Source organism: Bordetella genomosp. 13 (assembly GCF_007679965.1).
In the GTDB taxonomy this organism is placed as follows: Bacteria; Pseudomonadota; Gammaproteobacteria; order Burkholderiales; family Burkholderiaceae_B; genus Bordetella.
Map to the genome: position 1 here is coordinate 243,633 of NZ_VEHL01000003.1, position 20,841 is coordinate 264,473.

At 68.3% G+C, this 20,841-nt stretch carries 19 protein-coding genes; 12 read left to right on the top strand and 7 right to left on the bottom strand.

Features of this window, described 5'->3' with window-relative positions; translation table 11 throughout:
* Positions 1-175: 175 nt before the first annotated feature.
* The 3 genes from FS845_RS09815 to FS845_RS09825 all read right to left on the bottom strand — a co-directional run bounded on the left by FS845_RS09815 (position 176) and on the right by FS845_RS09825 (position 2,997).
* Positions 176-1,126: a Bug family tripartite tricarboxylate transporter substrate binding protein gene (locus tag FS845_RS09815; RefSeq protein ID WP_144633673.1), complete on the bottom strand. Its 951-nt coding sequence runs from the start codon at positions 1,124-1,126 to the stop codon at positions 176-178.
* Positions 1,127-1,211: 85 nt separating this feature from the next.
* Positions 1,212-2,048, bottom strand: coding sequence for an amidohydrolase family protein (locus FS845_RS09820; RefSeq protein WP_144633676.1), 837 nt, complete (start codon positions 2,046-2,048; stop codon positions 1,212-1,214).
* Positions 2,038-2,997 (bottom strand): oxaloacetate decarboxylase, encoded by a 960-nt coding sequence (locus FS845_RS09825; RefSeq protein ID WP_144633679.1) that lies wholly within the window; start codon positions 2,995-2,997, stop codon positions 2,038-2,040. Before FS845_RS09825 ends, FS845_RS09820 begins: the two co-directional genes overlap by 11 nt.
* A gap of 116 nt (positions 2,998-3,113) precedes the next feature.
* Between FS845_RS09825 and FS845_RS09830 the strand changes: the two genes are divergently transcribed.
* On the top strand, positions 3,114-4,025 hold the full coding sequence (locus FS845_RS09830) for a LysR family transcriptional regulator (protein ID WP_144633682.1): 912 nt from the start codon (positions 3,114-3,116) through the stop codon (positions 4,023-4,025).
* Positions 4,026-4,111: 86 nt separating this feature from the next.
* The gene (purL, locus tag FS845_RS09835) at positions 4,112-8,164 is read left to right on the top strand and encodes a phosphoribosylformylglycinamidine synthase (RefSeq protein ID WP_144633685.1); all 4,053 of its coding nucleotides are present in this window, start codon (positions 4,112-4,114) and stop codon (positions 8,162-8,164) included.
* A 154-nt stretch (positions 8,165-8,318) separates the two neighbouring features.
* Here purL and FS845_RS09840 read toward each other — a convergent pair whose 3' ends face one another.
* Together FS845_RS09840 and FS845_RS09845 are read right to left on the bottom strand one after the other, a co-directional pair.
* On the bottom strand, positions 8,319-8,711 hold the full coding sequence (locus tag FS845_RS09840) for a hypothetical protein (RefSeq protein WP_144633688.1): 393 nt from the start codon (positions 8,709-8,711) through the stop codon (positions 8,319-8,321).
* Between the two features lie 164 nt (positions 8,712-8,875).
* Positions 8,876-10,027, bottom strand: coding sequence for an esterase-like activity of phytase family protein (locus FS845_RS09845; RefSeq protein ID WP_144633691.1), 1,152 nt, complete (start codon positions 10,025-10,027; stop codon positions 8,876-8,878).
* 294 nt (positions 10,028-10,321) lie between these two features.
* Between FS845_RS09845 and FS845_RS09850 the strand changes: the two genes are divergently transcribed.
* The 10 genes from FS845_RS09850 to FS845_RS09895 are packed head-to-tail and all read left to right on the top strand — an operon-like array spanning position 10,322 to position 19,167.
* Positions 10,322-11,152 carry a transporter substrate-binding domain-containing protein gene (locus FS845_RS09850; RefSeq protein ID WP_144633693.1) on the top strand — a complete coding sequence of 277 codons (831 nt, stop codon included), beginning with the start codon at positions 10,322-10,324 and terminating at the stop codon, positions 11,150-11,152.
* A 16-nt stretch (positions 11,153-11,168) separates the two neighbouring features.
* Positions 11,169-11,879, top strand: a complete 711-nt coding sequence (locus tag FS845_RS09855; protein ID WP_144633695.1) for an amino acid ABC transporter permease — start codon at positions 11,169-11,171, stop codon at positions 11,877-11,879.
* Complete coding sequence (locus tag FS845_RS09860) at positions 11,876-12,523, top strand: amino acid ABC transporter permease (protein ID WP_144633697.1); 648 nt, start codon at positions 11,876-11,878, stop codon at positions 12,521-12,523. The genes FS845_RS09855 and FS845_RS09860 overlap by 4 nt, the downstream gene beginning before the upstream one ends.
* A gap of 12 nt (positions 12,524-12,535) precedes the next feature.
* Positions 12,536-13,363 carry an amino acid ABC transporter ATP-binding protein gene (locus FS845_RS09865; protein ID WP_144633700.1) on the top strand — a complete coding sequence of 276 codons (828 nt, stop codon included), beginning with the start codon at positions 12,536-12,538 and terminating at the stop codon, positions 13,361-13,363.
* Complete coding sequence (locus tag FS845_RS09870; RefSeq protein ID WP_144633702.1) at positions 13,360-14,685, top strand: M20 family metallo-hydrolase; 1,326 nt, start codon at positions 13,360-13,362, stop codon at positions 14,683-14,685. Before FS845_RS09865 ends, FS845_RS09870 begins: the two co-directional genes overlap by 4 nt.
* A 45-nt stretch (positions 14,686-14,730) precedes the next feature.
* On the top strand, positions 14,731-15,423 hold the full coding sequence (locus tag FS845_RS09875) for a DUF1989 domain-containing protein (protein ID WP_144633704.1): 693 nt from the start codon (positions 14,731-14,733) through the stop codon (positions 15,421-15,423).
* A 33-nt stretch (positions 15,424-15,456) separates the two neighbouring features.
* Positions 15,457-16,068 (top strand): cupin domain-containing protein, encoded by a 612-nt coding sequence (locus tag FS845_RS09880; protein WP_186332221.1) that lies wholly within the window; start codon positions 15,457-15,459, stop codon positions 16,066-16,068.
* 36 nt (positions 16,069-16,104) lie between these two features.
* A complete protein-coding gene (gene speB / locus FS845_RS09885) occupies positions 16,105-17,037 on the top strand; it encodes an agmatinase (RefSeq protein ID WP_144633706.1) in 933 nt (310 codons plus the stop codon).
* A 60-nt stretch (positions 17,038-17,097) separates the two neighbouring features.
* Positions 17,098-18,564, top strand: a complete 1,467-nt coding sequence (locus FS845_RS09890) for a M20 family metallopeptidase (RefSeq protein ID WP_144633709.1) — start codon at positions 17,098-17,100, stop codon at positions 18,562-18,564.
* 33 nt (positions 18,565-18,597) lie between these two features.
* Positions 18,598-19,167 (top strand): DUF1415 domain-containing protein, encoded by a 570-nt coding sequence (locus FS845_RS09895; protein ID WP_144633711.1) that lies wholly within the window; start codon positions 18,598-18,600, stop codon positions 19,165-19,167.
* A gap of 39 nt (positions 19,168-19,206) precedes the next feature.
* Here the strand turns inward: FS845_RS09895 and FS845_RS09900 are convergent, their stop codons facing one another.
* Entirely contained in the window at positions 19,207-19,728 is a 522-nt protein-coding gene (locus FS845_RS09900) for a coiled-coil domain-containing protein (protein ID WP_186332222.1), read from the bottom strand.
* 235 nt (positions 19,729-19,963) lie between these two features.
* The gene (locus tag FS845_RS09905; protein ID WP_144633716.1) at positions 19,964-20,812 is read right to left on the bottom strand and encodes a class I SAM-dependent methyltransferase; all 849 of its coding nucleotides are present in this window, start codon (positions 20,810-20,812) and stop codon (positions 19,964-19,966) included.
* Positions 20,813-20,841 lie beyond the last annotated feature (29 nt).

Here is a 20,841-nt window from a genome sequence, read left to right on the forward strand (position 1 = left end):
GAAAGGGAATTGCAAGCCATGTGCGCCGCAGCAATCGGTCCGATGCGTCGCGGAATTTTTTTGTAACTTCGACGGGTCATGGGGACGGCCCGCTTGCCCTCGGAGGGCGCGGGCCGCCGTGGCGCCGGGCGCGGCCGGACGAGGCGCCGCCCGCCCGCGCTGCCGCCCCGCCGCGTCAGTTCGAGCCCTTGACCCCCAGCGACTGGATGATCTTGCCCATGGCTTCGTACTCGGCGTCGATGCGCTGGCGCAGTTCGGCTTGCTTGTAGATATGGACCTTCTCGGCGTTGTCCTTCAGGAATTTCTGCACCTCGGGGGCGTCCATCGCCTTGATGAAGGCCTGCGTGATGTTGTCGATGACCTTCTGCGGCGTCTGGTTGGGCACGATCAGCGCGCGCCACAGGACGGTCTCCTGCGCCGGGATGCCCAGGTCGGTCAGGCTGGCCGCCTTCGGCAGCAGGGCGACCTTGTCGGCCTGGGTGACGATGAAGCATTTCGCCTGGCCGCTTTCGACGTGCGGAAGAATGGGCGGGATCGAGCCCACGTAGATGTCCACCTGGTTGCCCAGCGTGGCCAGCAGCGTCTCGCCGGCGCCCTTGTAGGGGACGTCGCGCTGGCGGATGCCCTGGGTGGCGAATACGCGCATCGCCGCGATCTGCGCCAGGCCGCCCGGACCGTCGGTTCCGTAGGTGTACTTGTCGGGGTTGCGCTTGAGCAGGTCCAGGAATTCCCGGGCGGTGTTGGCGGGGAATTGCGGCTTCGTGCACAGCGTATAGGGCGTGCTGCTCAGTTCCAGGATGGGGGTGTAGTCGTGCAGTCCGTAAGGCACCTTCAGGGTATGGGGCGCGACGGTGATCGGGTTGGTCCAGACGGCGGCGACGGTCGTGCCGTCCGGCGCGGACCGCACCACGCGGTTCAGCCCGATGCTGCCGCCGGCGCCGCCGACGTTGTTGACGATGATGCTGGCACCGAGGTGGGGTTCCGCCGCGCGCGCCACCATGCGGAAGAAGCCGTCGGTGCCCCCGCCGGGCGGCGTGGGGATGACCAGGTTGATGGGCGGTGCGGCCTGGGCCGCGCCGCCGGCCGCGAGTGCGGCCGCGATCAGCATGCTGCGTAGGGGTTTCATTGGAGTCTCCTCGAATTGGTATCTTTGAACCCGTCCTGCCTGCGGCGCGCGCGGCGGGACCGCCCCGCGCGCCGATGCTGCCCTCTCATCGATCGAAGCCGAACAACGCGCGCGGCGTGTCGACCAGAATCTGGTTGCGCGCGCGTTCGTCGGGCACCCACTGGAACATCCAGTCGATGCATTGCCGATACGTGATCTCCTTCTCGAACTTCACCCACGGACAATCGGTCGCCCAGACCAGCCGCTGCGGACCGCCCGCGCGCAGCAGGGCATCGACGTAAGGCTGGACATCGTCGACACCCTGGCGATAGGGCGCCGACAGCTTGACCCAGGTATTGCCCTGGGCGACCAGCCCGAGCAGGTACTGGAAGCCGGCGCTGCGCACGCCCGTTGCCGGATCAGGATGGCCGAAATGGTCGATGACGATCTTCGGGCCGGCGCGCTGGATGTTCGGCACCACCCTTTCCAGCAGCTCGCCTTCCAAAAATACTTCGACGTGCATGTCCAGGTCGCGCAGGGTCGCGAACAGCTTGAGGTAGTCGTCCGACCCGCTGTCGGGCAACGCGTCGCGCCGGATCCAGTTCAGGCGCACGCCGCATGCCCCGCGGTCCCGCATGGCCGCCAGCGCCTGCCGCGTGATGACGGCGGGATCGACGATGACCGTGCCGCGCAGGCGGCCCCCGGCGGCATCGAGCGCCTGCAACAGCAGCGTGTTGTCCGGACCGTAGAAACTCGGCGCGGTGAGCAGTGCCGAGGTCACGCCGTGCCGGTCGAGCAGCCCGAGGTAGTCTTCGAGCGTGAAGTCGAAGGCCGGGGCGGAGTGGCGCTCGGCGACCAGGGCCGCGTCCCTGAGCATCACGTGCGCGTGGCAATCCACCGCGCCCGGCGGCAGGCGCTGCCCGCCGTGGTCCTCAGTGGCCATGGCCGTGCCCTCCGACCGCGACCGGTGCGATGGCGTCGTCCCGGTACTTGGCGGCTTTCTGGGCCGGCGTCAGGTATTGCTGTTCGAGCCGCGATATCTCCGCCATCCCCATGATCTCGTTCAGTTCCTCGAACGACACCAGCGCGTCCGGACGGTCGACCACCTGGCCTGTCTCCAGCGATTCCTTCAGGTGCTGCAGCCCTTTTTTCATGCCCATCAGCGCGCAGGCCGTCAGCATGCGCGGATAGATGACGGCGGCCACGCCCAGGTCTTCCAGTTGCCGCGCGGACATCAGCGGCGTGGTCGAGCGCTGGCGGATGCCGAAACCCATGTTCACGCACAGCGGGCCCGGCACGTTCTTCACGACCGTGGCGATCTGGTCGGCGGTCAGCAGCGCATCGGCGAACAGCAGGTCCGCCCCGGCTTCCGAATACGCGGTCAGCCGCTTGATGACTTCGTCGACGCCATGCGTGGCCAGCGTGTCCGTGCGCGACTTGATCACGAAGTCCGGGTCGCGGCGCGCCTCGGCCGCGGCGCGGATCTTCTCGACCATCTCGTCCATGGGGATCACTTCCTTGCCCTTCATGTGGCCGCACCGCTTGGGCCAGACCTGGTCTTCCAGCATCAGGCCGGCGGCTCCCGCCCGCTCGAAGGCCTGTGTCGTGTAGTACGCATTCACGGCGTTGCCATAGCCCGTGTCCCCATCGGCAAGCAGGATCAGGTCGGTGCAGGCCGACATGCTGCGGCAACCGGCGACGTTCTCCTCCAGTCCCATGATGCCGACGTCGACCATGCCCAGACGGGACTCGCTGACGCCGCTGCCGGTGATGAACGCGGCCTCGTAGCCGCTGTGTTCGATGATGCGGGCGCTGAAGCCGTCGAAGCACGAGGGCAGGGGAAGGATGCCGGGGGCGTTGATCAATTCGCGCAGGCGCTTGGCCTTGCTCATGGTTGTCTCCTTGGATGTGGGGTGAATCACGGGTGACGAGCTGCGTGAGCCATGCTATCAATAAAGAAAATCCGCATCCAATGAGTTCCAGGCCGCAAAATCTATAAGAATTTCCAATGAAAAGTCCTACGCTACTCCAACTGCAAGCCCTGCTGGCCGTGGTCCGCACCGGAAGCTTCAGCAAGGCGGCCGATCAGTTGAACGTGACGCAGCCGTCCATTTCGCTGCGGATCAAGGAGCTGGAAGCCGTGCTGGACGCAAGCCTTCTAGTCCGCCAGGGGCGCAGCGCGGAGCCGACGCCGGAAGGGCTCGTGGCCGTCAGATATGCAGAGCAGGCGCTCGGGCTGCTCGACGAGCTGGGAACGCGGCTGCGCACCGGCGACCCACTGCACGGCTCGCTCAGGCTCGGGTCGTCGGAGACGATATCCATCACCTGCCTGCCCGAGATCATCGCGCTGCTGGAGGACACATTTCCCAACCTGCGGGTCGAACTCTCGATCGCCAACAGCTTCCTGCTGTGCGACCAGGTGGCCCGCAACAAGCTGGACATCGCGTTCGTGACACGGCCCGATTCCGACAAGCACGTCTCGCTCGAACCCCTGGCCATGGCGGAAATCGCCTGGCTCGGAAGCGCGAGGCGCCCGCTTTCCGAAGTGCTGCGGCCGCGCGACCTGAGCGGGCTCAAGATCCTGAGCACCCCGCCGCCGTCGCCGCTGCACGACGTCGTGACGAAATGGTGCGCCACGGACCGCATCCCGCTGCCGAACTTCAGCACCTGCAACAGCACCGCGGCGCTGGCGCGCCTGGTGGCGCGGGGCGTGGGGATGAGCGTGCTCCCGGTGTGCGTCCTGGCGGAGGAAGTCCGGCTGGGCAGCGTCGTCCGCTACCGGCAGCGCGAAGCGTTCAAGCCCCTGCGCATCTACGCCGCCCGTCCGGCGGCCGTGGAGCCCGCCCGGCTGGACACGGTGGTGCGCATCGCGCGCCACGTGATGCAGAAACAGCACTTCTTCAAGCCGATCCCGGCATAGCTGGGCGCCCGCGCGCAGGATGCGGGCCCCCGGTGCCACGAAAAGGTAAAATCCCGCTTTATCTTTCAGCCCCGGTTGCCTCCATCGTGTCACTCGTCCAGCATCTGCCCGGTTCTTCCGTCCTGTCCGCCTTTCGCCGCGAGCGTCTGCTGGCCCAGTTGAAGGCCGCCGGCCTGCCGGTGGCCGACGTCTCGGCCCGGTACGAGCACTTCATCAGCCTGGACGCCGCGCTGGACGCCGACGCGCAGCGCCGCCTGGACGAACTGCTGGACTACGGCACCCCCGAACCCGACCGCGCCGCCGCGAAGGGCCAGCTCGAACTGCTGGTCATTCCCCGTCCCGGCACCGTGTCGCCCTGGGCCAGCAAGGCCACCGACATCGCCCACAATTGCGGCCTGGACGCCGTGTACCGCATCGAGCGCGGCATCCGCTACGTGCTGACCCCCGAGCGCGGCCTGCTGGGCGCCAAGTCCTTCGACGCCGACGTGCTGGCGCGCGCCGCCGCCTGCCTGCACGACCGCATGACCGAAACCGTGGTCGACGCCGGCTTCGACGGCCAGGCGCTGTTCACGCCGCTGGCCGGCAAGCCCATGAGCACCGTGCCCGTCGGCGCGCAGGGCCGCGGCGCGCTGGTCGAGGCCAACACGGCCCTGGGCCTGGCGCTGTCCGAGGACGAGATCGATTACCTGGCCGAGTCCTTCGGCGCGCTCAAGCGCGACCCGACCGACGTCGAGCTGATGATGTTCGCGCAGGCCAACAGCGAGCACTGCCGCCACAAGATCTTCAATGCCCAGTGGGTCATCGACGGCCAGCCGCAGTCCGAGACCCTGTTCGGCATGATCCGCGCCACGCACAAGGCGCAGCCGCAGGGCACCGTCATCGCCTATTCCGACAACGCCGCCGTCATGGAAGGCGGCGACGCGCAGCGCTTCGAGGCCGGCGTGCCGGCCGACGGCGGGCAGGGCGTGCAGGCGGCGGCCTATCGCCGCCGCGCCGCCACCATGCACACGCTGATGAAGGTCGAGACGCACAACCACCCGACCGCCATCGCGCCGTTTCCTGGCGCGGCCACGGGCGCGGGCGGCGAGATTCGCGACGAAGGCGCCACCGGCCGCGGCTCCAAGCCCAAGGCGGGCCTCACGGGCTTCACGGTGTCGCACCTGCGTTTCGACGACGCGCTGCAACCCTGGGAGGCCGACCACCACGGCCTGCCCGACCGCATCGCCAGCCCGTTGTCCATCATGATCGAGGGCCCCATCGGCGGCGCCGCGTTCAACAACGAGTTCGGCCGTCCCAACCTGCTGGGCTACTTCCGCAGCTTCGAGCAGACCGCCGGCGGCACGCGCTGGGGCTACCACAAGCCCATCATGATCGCGGGCGGCCTGGGCAGCATCGACGCCGGCCTGACGAAAAAGGAAGTCATCCCGCCGGGCGCGCTGCTGGTGCAGCTGGGCGGCCCGGGCCTGCGCATCGGCATGGGTGGCAGCGCCGCGTCCAGCATGGGCGTGGGCAGCAACTCCGCCGACCTGGATTTCGACTCCGTGCAGCGCGGCAATCCCGAGCTCGAACGCCGCGTGCAGGAAGTCATCGACCGCTGCTGGCAGCAGGGCGCGGCCAACCCCATCCTGGCCATCCACGACGTGGGCGCGGGCGGCCTGTCCAATGCCTTCCCCGAACTGGTCAATGACGCCGGCCGCGGCGCCATCTTCGACCTGAAGCGCGTGCCGGTCGAGGAATCGGGCCTGTCGCCCGCCGAGATCTGGAGCAACGAGTCGCAAGAGCGCTACGTGCTGTCGGTGCTGCCGCAGGACCTGGAACGCTTCGACGCCATCGCCCGCCGCGAACGCTGTCCGTACGCGGTGGTGGGTGTGGCCACCGAAGAACGCCAACTGCGCGTGGTCGACGGCGAAGGCCTGCCCGGCCTGGACGCCGGCCGTCCGCAAGCCGACGGCGAGGTGCGTCCGGTGGACGTGCCCATCGACGTCATCCTGGGCAAGCCGCCGCGCATGACGCGCGACGTGCAGCGCCTGCCGGGCGTCAGCGGCCCGATCGACCTGGCCGGCATCGACCTGACCGAAGCCGCCTACCGCGTGCTGCGCCACCCCACCGTGGCCAACAAGACCTTCCTCATCACCATCGGCGACCGCACCGTGGGCGGGCTGTCCAGCCGCGACCAGATGGTCGGCCCATGGCAGGTGCCGGTGGCCGACTGCGCCGTCACGCTGGCCGACTACGAAGGCTTCCGCGGCGAAGCCATGTCCATGGGCGAGCGCACGCCGCTGGCCATGATCGACGCGCCGGCCTCGGGCCGCATGGCCGTGGCCGAGGCGCTGACCAATCTGGCGTCGGCCGACGTGCAGCGCATCGAGGACATCAAGCTGTCCGCCAACTGGATGGCCGCCTGCGGCGTGCCGGGCCAGGACGCGGCGCTGTACGACACCGTGTCGGCCGTCAGCGAGCTGTGCCAGGCCGTGGGCCTGTCCATCCCGGTGGGCAAGGATTCGCTGTCCATGAAGACCTCGTGGCAGGAAGACGGCGAATCGCGCCAGGTGGTGGCGCCGGTGTCGCTCATCATCACGGCCTTCGCGCCCGTGGCCGACGTGCGCGCCAGCCTGACGCCGCAGCTGCGCACCGACGCCGGCGACACCGTGCTGATCCTGATCGACCTGGGCCGCGGCCGCCACCGCATGGGCGGCTCCATCCTGGCGCAGACGTACGGACAGATCGGCGAGCAGGTGCCGGACATCGATCACCCGCAAGACCTGCGCACGTTCTTCATCACCATCCGCACGCTGGCCGAAGCCGGCATCGTGCTGGCCTACCACGACCGTTCCGACGGCGGCCTGTTCTCCACGCTGACCGAAATGGCCTTCGCAGGCCACACCGGCATCTCGGTCAACCTGGACATGCTGACCATCGATCCCAACTCGGCCGACTGGGGCGACTACAAGATCCGTCCCGAGCAGGTGGCCGTGCAGCGCGACGAACTGACTTTGAAGGCGCTGTTCTCGGAAGAGGCGGGCGCCGTCATCCAGGTGCCGGCCTCGCAGCGCGACGCCGTCATGCAGGTGCTGCGCGGCGCCGGGCTGTCGGCCCATTCGCACGTCATCGGCGGCCTGAACGACGCCGACGAGGTCGAGTTCTTCCGCGACGGCCGCAAGGTCTGGAGCGCGCCGCGCGCCGAACTCGGCCGCGCCTGGAGCGAAGTCAGCCACCGCATCATGGCGCGCCGCGACAACCCGGCCTGCGCCCAGGCCGAGCTGGACGTGTGGAACGATGCCGCCGATCCCGGTTTCTCGCCCCGTGTGGCCTACGATCCGCAGGAAGACGTGGCCGCGCCGTTCATCAGCACCGGCCGTCGTCCCAAGGTGGCGATCCTGCGAGAGCAGGGCTGCAACAGCCAGGTCGAAACGGCCTGGGCCTTCGACACCGCGGGCTTCGACGCCATCGACGTGCACATGACCGACCTGCTGTCGGGCCGCATCGACCTGACGGGCATGCACGGCCTGGTGGCCGTGGGTGGCTTCAGCTACGGCGACGTGCTGGGCGCGGGCGAAGGCTGGGCGCGCACCATCCGCTTCAACAGCCGCCTGTACGACCAGTTCGCCGCGTACTTCGCGCGTCCCGACACCTTCGCGCTGGGCGTGTGCAACGGCTGCCAGATGATGGCCGCGCTGGCCCCGATGATTCCGGGCGCGCAGCACTGGCCGCGCTTCACCCACAACCAGTCGGCCAAGTACGAGGCGCGCCTGTCGATGATCGAAGTGGTGGAGTCGCCGTCGATCCTGTTCGCGGGCATGGCCGGTTCGCGCATTCCGGTGGCGGTGGCGCACGGCGAAGGCTATGCCAACTTCGCCCAGCAGGGCGATGCCGCGCAGGTGCTGGCGGCGGCCCGTTTCGTGGACAACCGCGGCGCGGCCACCGAGACCTACCCCTTCAACCCCAACGGCAGTCCGGGCGGCCTGACCAGCGTGACGACCGCCGACGGACGCTTCACCGTGATGATGCCGCACGCCGAACGCGTGACGCGCAACGCCATGATGTCGTGGGCGCCGCAGACCTGGGGCGAAGCCGATACGGGCGGCCAGTTCAGCCCGTGGATGCGCATGTTCCGCAACGCGCGGGTGTGGCTGCGCTAAGCGCGAGCCACGCTGGTGGCTCGAGGTAATCAGGCCCCGAAGGTTGGATGTTCATCCGGCCTCGGGGCCTGTTCTTTTCTGGGCTGGTCTTCTTCGGGGCCTGTTCTTTCCGGCGCGGAAATCCCGGTTCGGCCGCGGCGGCGGAAGGCGTCGGTCAACGGCCCACCGCGCGCAGGAAGATCCTGTACAGCAGCCCGCTGGTGCCGGCCAGCACGAAGCCCAGCATCCAGCGCAACAGGTTGTACTGGCCTTCGCTGGTGCGCTGGAACTGCTCGAGCTTGTGTTCGATGGACGTGAGGCGGGCGTCCAGCCTTCGTTCGCCGACATCCATGCGCGTCTCCAGGCGATGTTCGACATGCGTGATGCGGGTATCGAGCTTGTCTTCGGCGGCGGTCAGGTCGGATCGGGTGGCGGCATCGAGCGTGTCGGCGTTGACCACGGCGGCCAGCACCGTCGCCTGTACCCTCGCTTGTTCGCGGGAGAAGCCGCCGCGCTCCAGGCGTTCCACGACGTCGAGCGTATCGAATTTGATGGCCATTGCTGTCATGCGGATCTCGTGAATGAAGGGGAGGGGATGCAGGCGTCCGCGTTGTGCGCAGGGCCTGCGGAAGAACCTTCATGGTGCCTTCATCCCCAACGACAGGCTATACGTAGATGCCGCAAATCCGTCCCTGTTCGCCAACAACCAGACCGATCCTACGTCTCAGTGCCTCACGGCGCGGGCAGCAGTTCGAACGCCAGCAGCAGCGTGACCTGCTCCGCGTTGAAATTGTCGTCGGACACCAGCACCAGGCTGTCATGGCCGTTCGACAGCTTCGGCCCCCACGCGATGCCTTCGATGTTGTCCAGCCGGGGCAGGCCCAGCGTGTTCAGGTCCAGCACCAGCCGCTTGGCGGCGGGTTGGACGTTCGCGTCGGTCAGCGACGCCAAGGCCGCCACGTCGGTGGCCTGCGAGACATCGGCTTCGTAGAGGCGGATGTAGTTGGCGAACTTGCCGTCGGCAGCCTGCACGCCGGAGCGTTCCAGCACCAGCAGGCGCGTGTCGTCCAGCGCCAGGATCTCGGACACGCCGTTGTCCGCATACTTGCCGCGCCCGGGCTGGGCCGGGATCGGATCGACCGGGTAGGCCACCTGCCGCAGCGCCTTGCCCGTGCGGTCGTATTGCGTGAAGCGCGCCAGCGCCCCGGCCTGGGGCGTCGGCGGCTCGCCGTCTTCGTGGATCGGGCCTTCCATGCCGACCCATAGCGACTGCCCGTCGGGGGCGAACGCCAGGCCCTCGAAGGACAGGTTGTTGCGCGCGCCCTTGCTGCCGAACACGTGCGTCTGGAACATGGGGGACGTGGGCAGTTCCGCCAGCAGGCGGCCGTCGCGCGAGACGTGCCGCACCACCGGATCCAGGGCCAGCAGGCGGTCGCCTTCGCTGGCGTACCAGATGCTGCCGTCTCGCGGATCGACGCGTATCGATTCCGCGTCGGGTACGCGGCCGCCCAGCAGCCGGCTGGGGTAGGGCGTGCCGTCGTCGCGCAGCAGCGGGGTCACGCCGGTCAGCCCGACGCTGGTGAAGCCCTGCGCGTCGTAGCGCAGCGCCGCCGTATACCAGCGCGCCGGCCCGAAATCGGAACGGTCGTCGCTGATCATCACCCAGTTGCCGCTGCGCGGATCGTAGTCGATGCCGGACAGCCCGCCCACCGTGGTGCCCTGGTACGCCAGCTTGTGGGCGATGCGCTGTTCGCCGATGAAGCGCAGCGTGCCCATTACATGCGCGTCCGCCGGCTGCGCCCGCGCGGAGCCGGGAAACCAGGCAATGGTGCATGCGCACAGCATGGCCAGCACGGACGGATACGAGCGGAGCAAGAGGAGCATGGCGGGACGGGGACGCTGCGTGGACGGGTTCGAATCATAGGCCACTGGCGTGACAGGCCCAGGTCCGCATGCCGCGCTTTCGGCACGCCGGGCGTGCACGCAAGCGTGCGCGTGCACCGGAAATCGCACCATCGTCGTGCCGGTGCGGCCGCCGTTCGTCCCGCATTCCCCGGGGAAGCCTCCTGGCACGCAATTTGCTTGAGTCTTATGCAAGTGACTTGCATGAGATGCATGGAACTTACGCGGCGGGCATGTTGCCCGTGCGTGTACGACTCGAGGCCCAGGGGAATTGCGATGCTGTTACGTCACGTTGTAGCGGGAGTCTTCGCCTTGCTGGCGGCCGGGGCGGCGCATGCCGACCAGCTGGATACCATCAAGGCCAAAAAGGAAATCGTCATCGGCACCGAAGCGCAATTCGCGCCGTTCGAGTACCTGCAGGACGGCAAGATCGTGGGCTATGGCCCCGACCTCATGAATTACGTGCTGCAGGATCTGCCCGGGGTGCGCGTCAAGCAGCTGGACCTGCCGTTCCAGGGCATCCTGCCCGGCCTGGCGGCCAAGCGCTTCGACTTCGTCATCACCTCGGTCACCATGACGCGCGACCGCGCGGCCAAGTTCGCCTTCACGGTGCCCATCGCGGACGCCACGACCGCCCTGGTCAAGCGCAAGGACAATGCCGCGCTGACGGATCCCGCGGGCATTGCCGGCAAGACCGTGGGCTCGCAGGCGGGCTCCGCCCAGCTGAAGGCCTTGCAGGACTACGCGGCCAAGCTGCAGGCGCAGGGCAAGCCGGCGGTCACGGTCCGCGAGTACGTCAGCTTCGACGAAGCCTATGCGGACCTGGGCGCCGGACGGCTGGACGCGGTGGCGCAATCACTGGCCAACCTGTCCACGCTGGTGAAGACGCGTGGCGACGTCTATGCGGTCATCGACCAGCCCATCGGTCCCAAGACCTATTTTGGATGGGTGGGCCGCAAGGACGCCGACAGCGCCTCGCTGGTGAAGCTGTTCAGCGACGGTATCGCGCGCGCCCAGCAGACCGGCAAGATGAAGGAACTGCAGATGAAGTGGTTCGGGTTCACCATGGACGTGCCGACGGGTTCGGTGCCCGAGCCCGAGCTTTGATCCTCGGGACCGCAGCATGAACGCAGCCACCTTGCCCGAACGCCTGTACGCCTACCTGCCCGTGCTGCTGGATGGCGCGGCCTACACCCTGCTGGTGTCGGCCGTGGCCATCGCCGCCGGCTTCGGGCTGGGCGCGCTGCTGCTGGGCCTGTCCCTGGTGCGCGGCGGGCGCGGCCCGCTGCCCGCGCTGGTGGCGGCGTACGTCAGCTTCTTCCGCGGCACGCCGATGCTGGTGCAGCTGCTGATGATGTTCTACCTGCCGGCGGCGATGGGCCTGGACCTGCCGCCGCTGCTGGCCGCCATGATCGCCATGGCGGCGAACTCGGCGGCCTTCCAGTGCGAGATCCTGCGGGCCGGGCTGTCGGCGGTGCCGGCGGGGCAGGTCGAGGCGGCCCTGTCCTTCGGCATCTCGCCGCGCCAGGTCTTCCGCTACGTGCAGTTGCCGCAGGTGGCACGCGCCGTCTGGCCCGCGGTGGTGTCGGAGGCCATCGACGTGATCAAGAATTCCGCCATCGTCTCGGTCATCGCGGTGGCCGACCTGGCCCGTGGCGGACGGCAGATCGTCGCGGCGAATTTCCGTCCGCTCGAGGTCTACCTGGCGGTAGGCGGCATGTACCTGCTGATGACGGGCGCCGTATTCCTGGCGGGCACCCTGATCGCGCGCCGCATGGGCATGGGCGGCAGGATCAGCGCCCGCGTGATCAACCGCAGGGCGATACGCACATGATCGACTTCACGTTGCTGGGACAACTGCTGCCCGTGTTCGGCCTGGCGGCGCTGCGCACCGCGGCGCTGGTGGCGGCCGGCGTGGCGGGCGGGTTGGCGCTGGGTTTCCTGATGAACGCCGCGCGCGAGACCGGCTGGCGCCCGCTGTCCTGGCTCTACTGGGCCTATACCGGCATCTGGCGCGGCGTGCCTTTCCTGGTGCATCTGTTCATCGTGTATTTCGGATTGCCCAACATGGGCATCCGGCTCGACCCCTTCCACGCGGCCGCCGTCACGCTGGCCGTCTACAGCGGCGCCTATTTCGCCGAGATCTTCCGCGCCTGCTGGCAGGCGATTCCGCGCGGCCAGATCGAGGCGGCCCGGTGCATGGGCCTGACCCGCCGCCAGGTGTTCGTGCACATCTGCTGCCCGCAGGCCCTGCGTGCGAGCCTGCCGCTGATCGCCAACCAGACCATTCTGGTCATGAAGGAATCGGCGCTGGCCTCGGTCATCACCTATCCCGAACTGACCATGACCGCCGGCAAGGTGGTCGCGGAGCAGTTCGTGTACGTCGAACCCTATCTGATGCTGGCCCTGAGCTACTGGGTGCTGGCCGTGCTGATCAACCGCCTGGGCCGCCATCTGCGTCGGCGCGCCGCGCTTTGAATGAGGACATCGATGCATAACGCTGCCGAATCCGCCGTGCCCATGATCTCGCTGCGCGGCGTGGGAAAGTCCTTCGACGGGCACCGCGTGCTGTCGGACATCGACCTGGACATCCGCCAGGGCGAGGTGGTCTCCTTGATCGGGCCATCGGGCTCCGGCAAGACCACGCTGCTGCGCTGCATGAACTTCCTCGAGGCGTACGACGTAGGCGAGGTCTGGATCCGCGGCGCCCTGCTGGGCTACCGCAAGACCGCCGGCGGCACGCTGGCGCCCGAGAGCGACCGGGGCATCGCCGAGGTGCGCGCGCCCCTGGCCATGGTGTTCCAGCAGTTCAACCTGTGGCCGCACATGAGCGTGCTGGCCAACGTGACGGCGCCGCTGACCCTGGCCAAGGGCATGCGGCCCGACCGCGCGCGCGACGTGGCCCGCCAGGCGCTGGCGCGCGTGGGCATGCAGGCCAAGGAGCATGCCCTGCCCGGCGAGTTGAGCGGCGGACAGCAGCAACGGGTGGGCATCGCCCGCGCGCTGGCGGTGCATCCCGAGGTGATGCTGCTGGACGAGCCCACGTCGGCCCTGGACCCTGAGCTGGTCGACGAGGTGCTGGAGGTGATCAAGTCGCTGTCGCGGGACGGCATGACCATGGTGATGGTCACCCACGAGATGAGTTTCGCGGCCGAGGTGTCCGACCGCATCGTCTTCATGGAAAAGGGCAGGGTCGTGGTGACTGGGTCCGCGGACTTGATCCGGCGTCCGGAGCATCCGCGGCTGCAATCCTTCCTTCAGCCGTGGATACGGCGCAGTCTGCAAGGCGCCGAGGCGCCGGTACGGGAGCACGCATGAACGCGTCCATTCACGAGGAAGGCATCGTGGTGCAGGGGGGCGGCCAGGACTTGCCCGCCCGCGTGGCGCGGGCCGTCGATGCCGAGCGCCTGGAGCGCCGCCAGCGCGGGCTGGCCGGGTTCGGTGGCGTGGCCTCCGGCGGGGTCGCGCGGCAGGCATTGACCGCAGAGGAACTGGCGGCGCGCCGGTGGCTGGTGGCGGATTTCGCGGCGCGCCCGGGCTACGGCGTGGGCGTCGACGTGGCCGGCAACGTGCATCTGCGTCGCGACGGCGCCGAGCCCGGGCTGACGCCGGTCATGACGGGCAGCCATATCGACACCCAGCCGCTGGGCGGCTGGCTGGACGGCGCGTTCGGCGTGGTGGCCGGCCTGGAGGTGTTCGACGCCCTGGACGCCTGCGGCCTGCGCACGCGCCGTCCGATCGACGTCGTGATGTGGACCAATGAAGAGGGTTCGCGCTACGCGCCGGGCCTGATGGGCTCGCATTCGTATGCCGCGCCGCATCGCCTGGACGGATTCCTGGATGTGAAGGATGGCGGCGGCCTGCGGTTCGGCGATGCCTGCGAGGCCGCCGTGGCGGACCTGCGCGCCGCGGCGCGCGAGCATGGCTGGGCCTGGATGGACGTGGAACTGGGCCGCCCCGTCCATGCCTACCTGGAGGCGCACATCGAACAGGGACCGGTGCTCGAGGCCGAAGGCCTGCAGGTGGGCTGCGTCGACGCCATCCAGGGCGTGCGATGGTTCAGGGTGACGATCACGGGCCGCAGCGCGCATGCGGGAACGACGCCGCTGGCCGCGCGCGACGACGCGCAGGCGAAAGCCGTGCATCTGGCGCATGCGCTGCTGGACCATGCGCGGACCTGCGGCGACGAGCGCCTGCGGCTGACTATCGGCCGCTGGGAGTGCGCGCCGGGCTCGATCAACACGGTGGCGGACCGCGTGGTGTTCACCGTCGACATGCGCCATCCCGAGGCCGGCGTGCTGGACACGGTCCAGGCCTTGCTGGCGCGCGCGCTGCCGGCGGGCGGGCGCATCGACGTCCTGCAAAACCAGCCCACCGTGCGCTTCGACGCCGGCCTGACGGCCCTGACGCGCGAGGCCTGCGCGGCGCTGGCGCTGCGCCACCGCGCCATGCCATCCGGCGCCTTTCACGACGCGATGCCCATGGCGGGCTTCTGCCCGACGGCGATGCTGTTCGCGCCCAGCATCGCGGGCGTCAGCCACCACCCCGGCGAAGACACCCCCATCGACGACCTGGCCGCGTGCACCCGCGCGCTGGCCTGGTGCCTGGCGCGGCTGGCCGAGCCGGCCGTCGCGCCCTGATCTCCCGATTTCCATGCACTGCCCCCAATGACCAAGGAGCCTTCCATGCAAGCCATCACCCCCGCGGCCGACAACGGCGATCCCGTAGGCCAGAACGGCACCTGGCGCGAGCCGATCTCGAAGGACGGCCTGCCCGAACTGGGCAAGGTCTACGAAGTGCCCGCGCGCCACGGCCGGGCGGTGCGGCTGGCCAAGGGCCAGGTGATCCGCATCATCAACACGCACGGCAGCCAGGTCTGCGACACCTGGGCCTTCAAGGCCGACGACCTGAACGAATTCATGTCGATGGAGCACGCCCGCGCGGTCATCGACCGCATCATTCCCAAGGCGGGAGACCCGCTGGCCACCAACCGCCGCCGGCCGATCATGACGCTGCTGGAGGACACCTCGCCCGGCGTGCACGACACGTTGATGGCGGCCTGCGACGCCTATCGCTACCAGAACCTGGGCGTGGAGCACTATCACGACAACTGCGCGGACAACATGCGGCTGGCGCTGAAGGCCATCGGCCTGCGCGCGCGCGAAGTGCCGCAGCCGTTGAACCTCTGGATGAACATCCCCGTCGGCGCCGAGGGTGGCGTAGACTGGCTGCCTCCGGTGTCCAAGGCGGGCGACCACGTGGACCTGCGCGCCGACATGGATTGCGTGGTGGTGATGTCCGCCTGCCCCCAGGACATCGTGCCGATCAATGACAACCGCCCCGTCGAGGTCCATTTCATGGTCATGGCGGGCGCATAAGCGCCGGCCCGCCGCCGCCAACGCCTCGAACCCATGGCAAAGAAGCACACCGATCCGGTCACTCCCTCCGACGACAACGCCGGCATGATCGCGCTGGGCCCCCGCCTGCGCCACGCCCGCATGGTGCATGGCCTGACGCTGAAGGCGCTGGCCCAGGCCGCCGAGTGCTCGGAGAGCCTGCTGTCGCGCGTCGAGCGCGGGCAGGCGATGCCTTCGCTGGCGACCCTGCACCGGCTGGCGCGCGCACTGGACACCAACGTGGCCGAGCTGACGGTGGCGCAGGCGCTGCCGGCGTCGCCCGTCACGCGGGGCGGCCAGCGGCCGGTCATTTCCTTCACCGGCCGGGGGCGGCGCAAGAGCGGCGTCAAGCTCGAACGCGTCATCGTGCCCACGCGCGGCCAGTTGCTGCAGGCCGACATCCACGTGCTCGAACCCAAGGCCGAAAGCCTGGAGAAGATCGCGCATGCGGGCGAGGAAATGGGGTACGTCATCGAAGGCGAGTTCGAACTGCGCCTGGGCGACGAGGTGTACCGGCTGGCGGCCGGCGATTCCTTCTATTTCTCCAGCGACGTGCCGCACAGCTATCGCAATCCGGGCCTCGAGCCCACGCGCGTGCTGTGGGTGAACACGCCGGCGACCTTCTAGGCGCGTGGCCGGCGCCGGCCACGCGCGGGACGACTCATGGCTACCGATACTTCCATGCAGAAGCTGCCGCGCTACAGTGGCATTCCCACGTTCATGCGCGTGCCGATGGCGCACAGCCTGGACGAAATCGACATCGCCATCGCGGGCGTGCCCTTCGATGGCGGCGTCACCGCACGCAGCGGCGCGCGCCATGGCCCGCGCGAGATCCGCAACATGTCGTCGATGACGCGCGCGATCCATCACGTGACGCGCTTCAACCCCTTCGAGGCCTGCCGCGTCGGCGACGTGGGCGACGTGCCGTTCACCGACGTCTATCACCTGGAGCGTGCGCACGCCGACATCCGCCGCTTCTTCGAGCCGATCTATGCGGCGGGCAAGCGCACGCTGGTGGCGGGCGGGGACCATTCCATCACGTTCCCGATCTTCCAGGCGATGGCGCCGCGTCAGCCGCTGGGCATGGTGCACATCGACGCCCATACCGATACCTGGGACGAGTTCCTGGGATCCAAGTTCAACCACGGATCGCCGTTTCGCCGGGCCGTCGAGGCCGGCCTGCTCGACCCGAAGCGCACCATACAGATCGGCATCCGCGGCGCGCAGAACTCCGACGAGGGATGGCGCTATTCGCTGGAAACCGGCATGCGCGTGGTGTTCATCGAGGAGTTCGACGCCCTGGGCGTGGCCGAGGTGGTGCGCGAGGCGTGGCGGGTGGTGGGGGAGGGGCCGGCCTATCTGTCGGTGGACGTGGACGGGCTGGACCCGGTGTATGCGCCGGGTACCGGCACGCCGGAGGTGGGCGGACTGTCCACGCGGGAGGCCCTGAGCCTGCTGCGCGGCCTGGAAGGCATGGATTTCCGGGGCGCGGACGTGGTCGAGGTGGCGCCGCCCTACGATCCCAGCGGCAATACGGCATTGCTGGGCGCTACGCTGATGTACGAATGCCTGTGCCTGCTGGCGCGCCGTTATTAACGCGCACGGCCGGCTTGGGAATAAAATCGGGGGTTTCCGCCTATGCACGCCGGAGCCGCCATGAACGCCCGAATCCCCGAAGAAGCCCTGCCGCCCCTGAACCCGCAGACGTTGCAGGCCTTCGTCGACGACATGTGGGACAGCCGCATCATCCCCGCGCTGACCGACTACATCGCCATTCCCGCCAAGAGCCCGGCCTTCGACGCCGACTGGGAAAAGAACGCCTACATCGACCGCGTGGTGCGCGACGCCGCCCAGTGGGTGGAATCGCAGAAGGTGCATGGCCTGACGCTGGAGATCATCCGGCTGCCGGGCCGCACGCCGGTCATCTTCTTCGATGCGCCGGCCACCCGTGCCGACAACGGCGACACCGTGCTGCTGTACGGCCACCTGGACAAGCAGCCCGAGTTCTCGGGCTGGCGCCACGACCTGGGCCCCTGGACGCCCAAGTACGAGGACGGCAAGCTGTACGGCCGAGGCGGCGCCGACGACGGCTACGCGGTGTATGCCTCGCTGACGGCCATCATGGCGCTGGACAAGCAGGGCGTGCCGCGCCCGCGCTGCGTGGGCATCATCGAGACCTGTGAGGAATCCGGCAGCTACGACCTGCTGCCCTACATCGACGCGCTGCGCGACCGCCTGGGCAACGTGGCGCTGGTGGTTTGCCTGGACTCGGGCGCGGGCAACTACGACCAGCTGTGGATGACCACGTCGCTGCGCGGCATGGTGTCGGGCACGCTGGAAGTGCAGGTGCTGGACGAGGGCGTGCACTCGGGCGACTCCAGCGGCGTGGTGCCGTCGTCGTTCCGCATCCTGCGCCACCTGCTGGACCGCCTGGAAGACAGCTCCACCGGCCGCCTGCTGCCGCAAAGCCTGCACTGCGAGATTCCCGCCGACCGCATCGAGCAGGTGCACGCCACCGCGAAGATCCTGGGCGACGAGGTGTGGCGCCGTTTTCCCTGGAGCTGCGGCGCCGACGGCGGCTTCGTGCTGCCCATGACCACCGAGCCCGAGCAGGCGCTGCTGAACCGCACCTGGCGTCCCACGCTGTCGGTGACGGGCGCCGAAGGCCTGCCGCCGCTGTCGTCGGCCGGCAACGTGCTGCGCCCGCGCACCGCCTTCAAGCTGTCGCTGCGCCTGCCGCCGCTGATCGACGCCGTGGCCGCCGCGCAAGAGATCAAGACCCTGCTGGAAGACGATGCGCCGTACAACGCCAAGGTCATCTTCCATGCCAACGAAGGCGCCGCCACGGGCTGGAACGCGCCGACCTCGGCGCAGTGGCTGTCCAGCGCGCTGGACCGCGCCTCGCAGCAATACTACGGCGCGCCGTGCGGCTACATCGGGCAGGGCGGCACCATCCCGCTGATGAGCCTGCTGCAGAAGGGTTTTCCGAAAGCGCAGTTCATGGTGTGCGGCGTGCTGGGCCCGCGTTCGAACGCGCACGGCCCGAACGAGTTCCTGCACGTGCCCTACGGCAAGAAGCTGACCGCGGCCGTGGCGCAGACCATGGCGGCCATGCCGGGTTGATGCCGTGACCCACCGCTGCACCAAGGAACCGGCATGATCCTGCCTCCCGATGACCTGACCGCCCGCGAGGTGGCCGACGCCACGCGCCATTGGCTGGAGAAGGCCGTGATCGGCCTGAACCTGTGCCCCTTTGCCAAGGCGGTGTACGTGAAGGACCAGGTGCGCTACGCCGTCAGCGACGCCATCGATGCCGAGGGCGTGCTGACCGACCTGGAAGACGAACTGCTGCGCCTGCATGAAGCCGACCCCGAGGCCATCGACACGACGTTGCTGATCTTGCCCGACGCGCTGGACGATTTCCTCGACTTCAACGAATTCGAGGATTTATCCGACAGGCTGCTCAAGCGGATGCGGCTGGTGGGCTCCCTACAGGTGGCCACGTTCCACCCGCGGTTCCAGTTCGCCGAGACGGACCCGGACGACATCGAGAACTACACCAATCGCTCGCCGCATCCCATCCTGCACCTTTTGCGGGAAGACAGCGTCGAACGCGCGGTGGAAGCCTTTCCCGAGCCCGAAAGCATCTACGAGAAGAACATCGAGACGATGCAGCAGCTGGGGCTGGAGGGGTGGAAGAAATTGATGGCGGGGGGCGGCACGTAAGCCGGACGGTGGGTGGCGCCCTCCGCCATCCCGCCGTGGTCAGACGAAGGACTTGACGACCAGCGCGATGACGCCCGCGGTCAGCGTGCCCAGGATCCAGCGCATCGTGCCCAGCTCGCCGCGAAGATCGGCGGACAGGGTTTTCATCTCGCCACGCAATTCTGTGGAGACCTGCTTCATTTCTCCGCGCAGATCCTTGCCGAGTTGGGTCATCTCTGCGCGCAACTCCTTGCCGAGTTGGGTCATTTCTCCGCGCAACTCCGTAGAGAGTTGCTTCATTTCCGCTCGCAGCTCCGTGGAAAGTTGCTTCATTTCTCCACGTAGCTGGGTAGCTGATTGCGCCGTTTCGCCACGCAACTCCGTGCCCTGTTGCCGGATTTCGGCGCGAAGTGTGGTCGTTGCCCGTTCCAGGTCGTTCTTGGACGGTAAGTCCTGCATGGCAGTCTCCATGGCTTGCGCAAGGGCGTCTGTCTGCGCTTGCGCCTGGGCGTCGCTTGCGCCGGCTTGGATAAGGCGGCTCGAGTACTGCAGCGTGTCAAAGGCTGGCATGGCTTGGCGCACGGCGGGTCCTGGAAAGAGACGATGCGATGTACTGATCAGCATATCCAGCAGACCTGGGCCTGTCAGCGACCCCGGGACACATTCGCGACACCATTCCTGATCAAGAGAAAGGGGTGGTCAGCATCCCGGCGACGTAAGGCTAACGCCGTCCTGATGCCTGTCGTCCTCGTTCCGCTGCATTTCGGACTCTTGTACGGCCCATGTCGGACCGAAGCACATCCTGTACGCGCCGCACTCAGCCAGCCGTCTCCACCCGCGGCACGAAGAACCGGTCCCGCAGCTCCTGCAGCCCTATCCGGTCCAGGATCTCGGCCAGCCGCTCGGCCGGCTTGCGGCGCGGGCGGTCCTTGTACTGGGCCACGATCAGTTCGTTCTTCATCGAGTGTTCCCAGCCCACCAGCTCGGTCACGGTGACCTGGTAGCCGTGCGCTTCCAGTTGCAGGCAGCGCAGCACGTTGGTGATCTGGCTGCCGAACTCGCGCGTGTGCAGCGGATGGCGCCACATCTCGGCCAGCGGGTCGGCCAGCGCCGCCTGCTTGTGCCGGCGCAGCACGCCGGCCACTTCGGCCTGGCAGCAGGGCACCACCACGATGTGGCGGGCGCGCTTCTTCAAGGCGAAGCGCAGCGCGTCGTCGGTGGCCGTGTCGCAGGCGTGCAGGGCGGTCACCACGTCCACCGTGGCGGGCAGGGCCTTCGACTCGATCGAATCCGCCACCGACAGGTTCAGGAACGACATGCCCTTGCCGAAACCCAGCCGGTCGGCCAGCTCGCGCGAGCGCTGCACCAGCTCGTCGCGCGTCTCGATGCCGTAGATGTGCGAGGCGTCGTGCAGATCCTTGAAGAACAGGTCGTACAGGATGAAGCCCAGATACGACTTGCCCGCGCCATGGTCGACCAGGCTGACCGTGCCCTGGCTGTCCTTCACGTCTTTCAGCAGGGGCTCGATGAACTGGAACAGATGGTAGACCTGCTTCAGCTTGCGGCGGCTGTCCTGGTTCATCTTGCCGTCGCGCGTCAGGATGTGCAGGGCCTTCAGCAGTTCGATGGACTGGCCGGGGCGGATTTCGTGGGTATTGGAGGACATCTGGAAAAAAGCGGGTGCCAGGCCGGCGC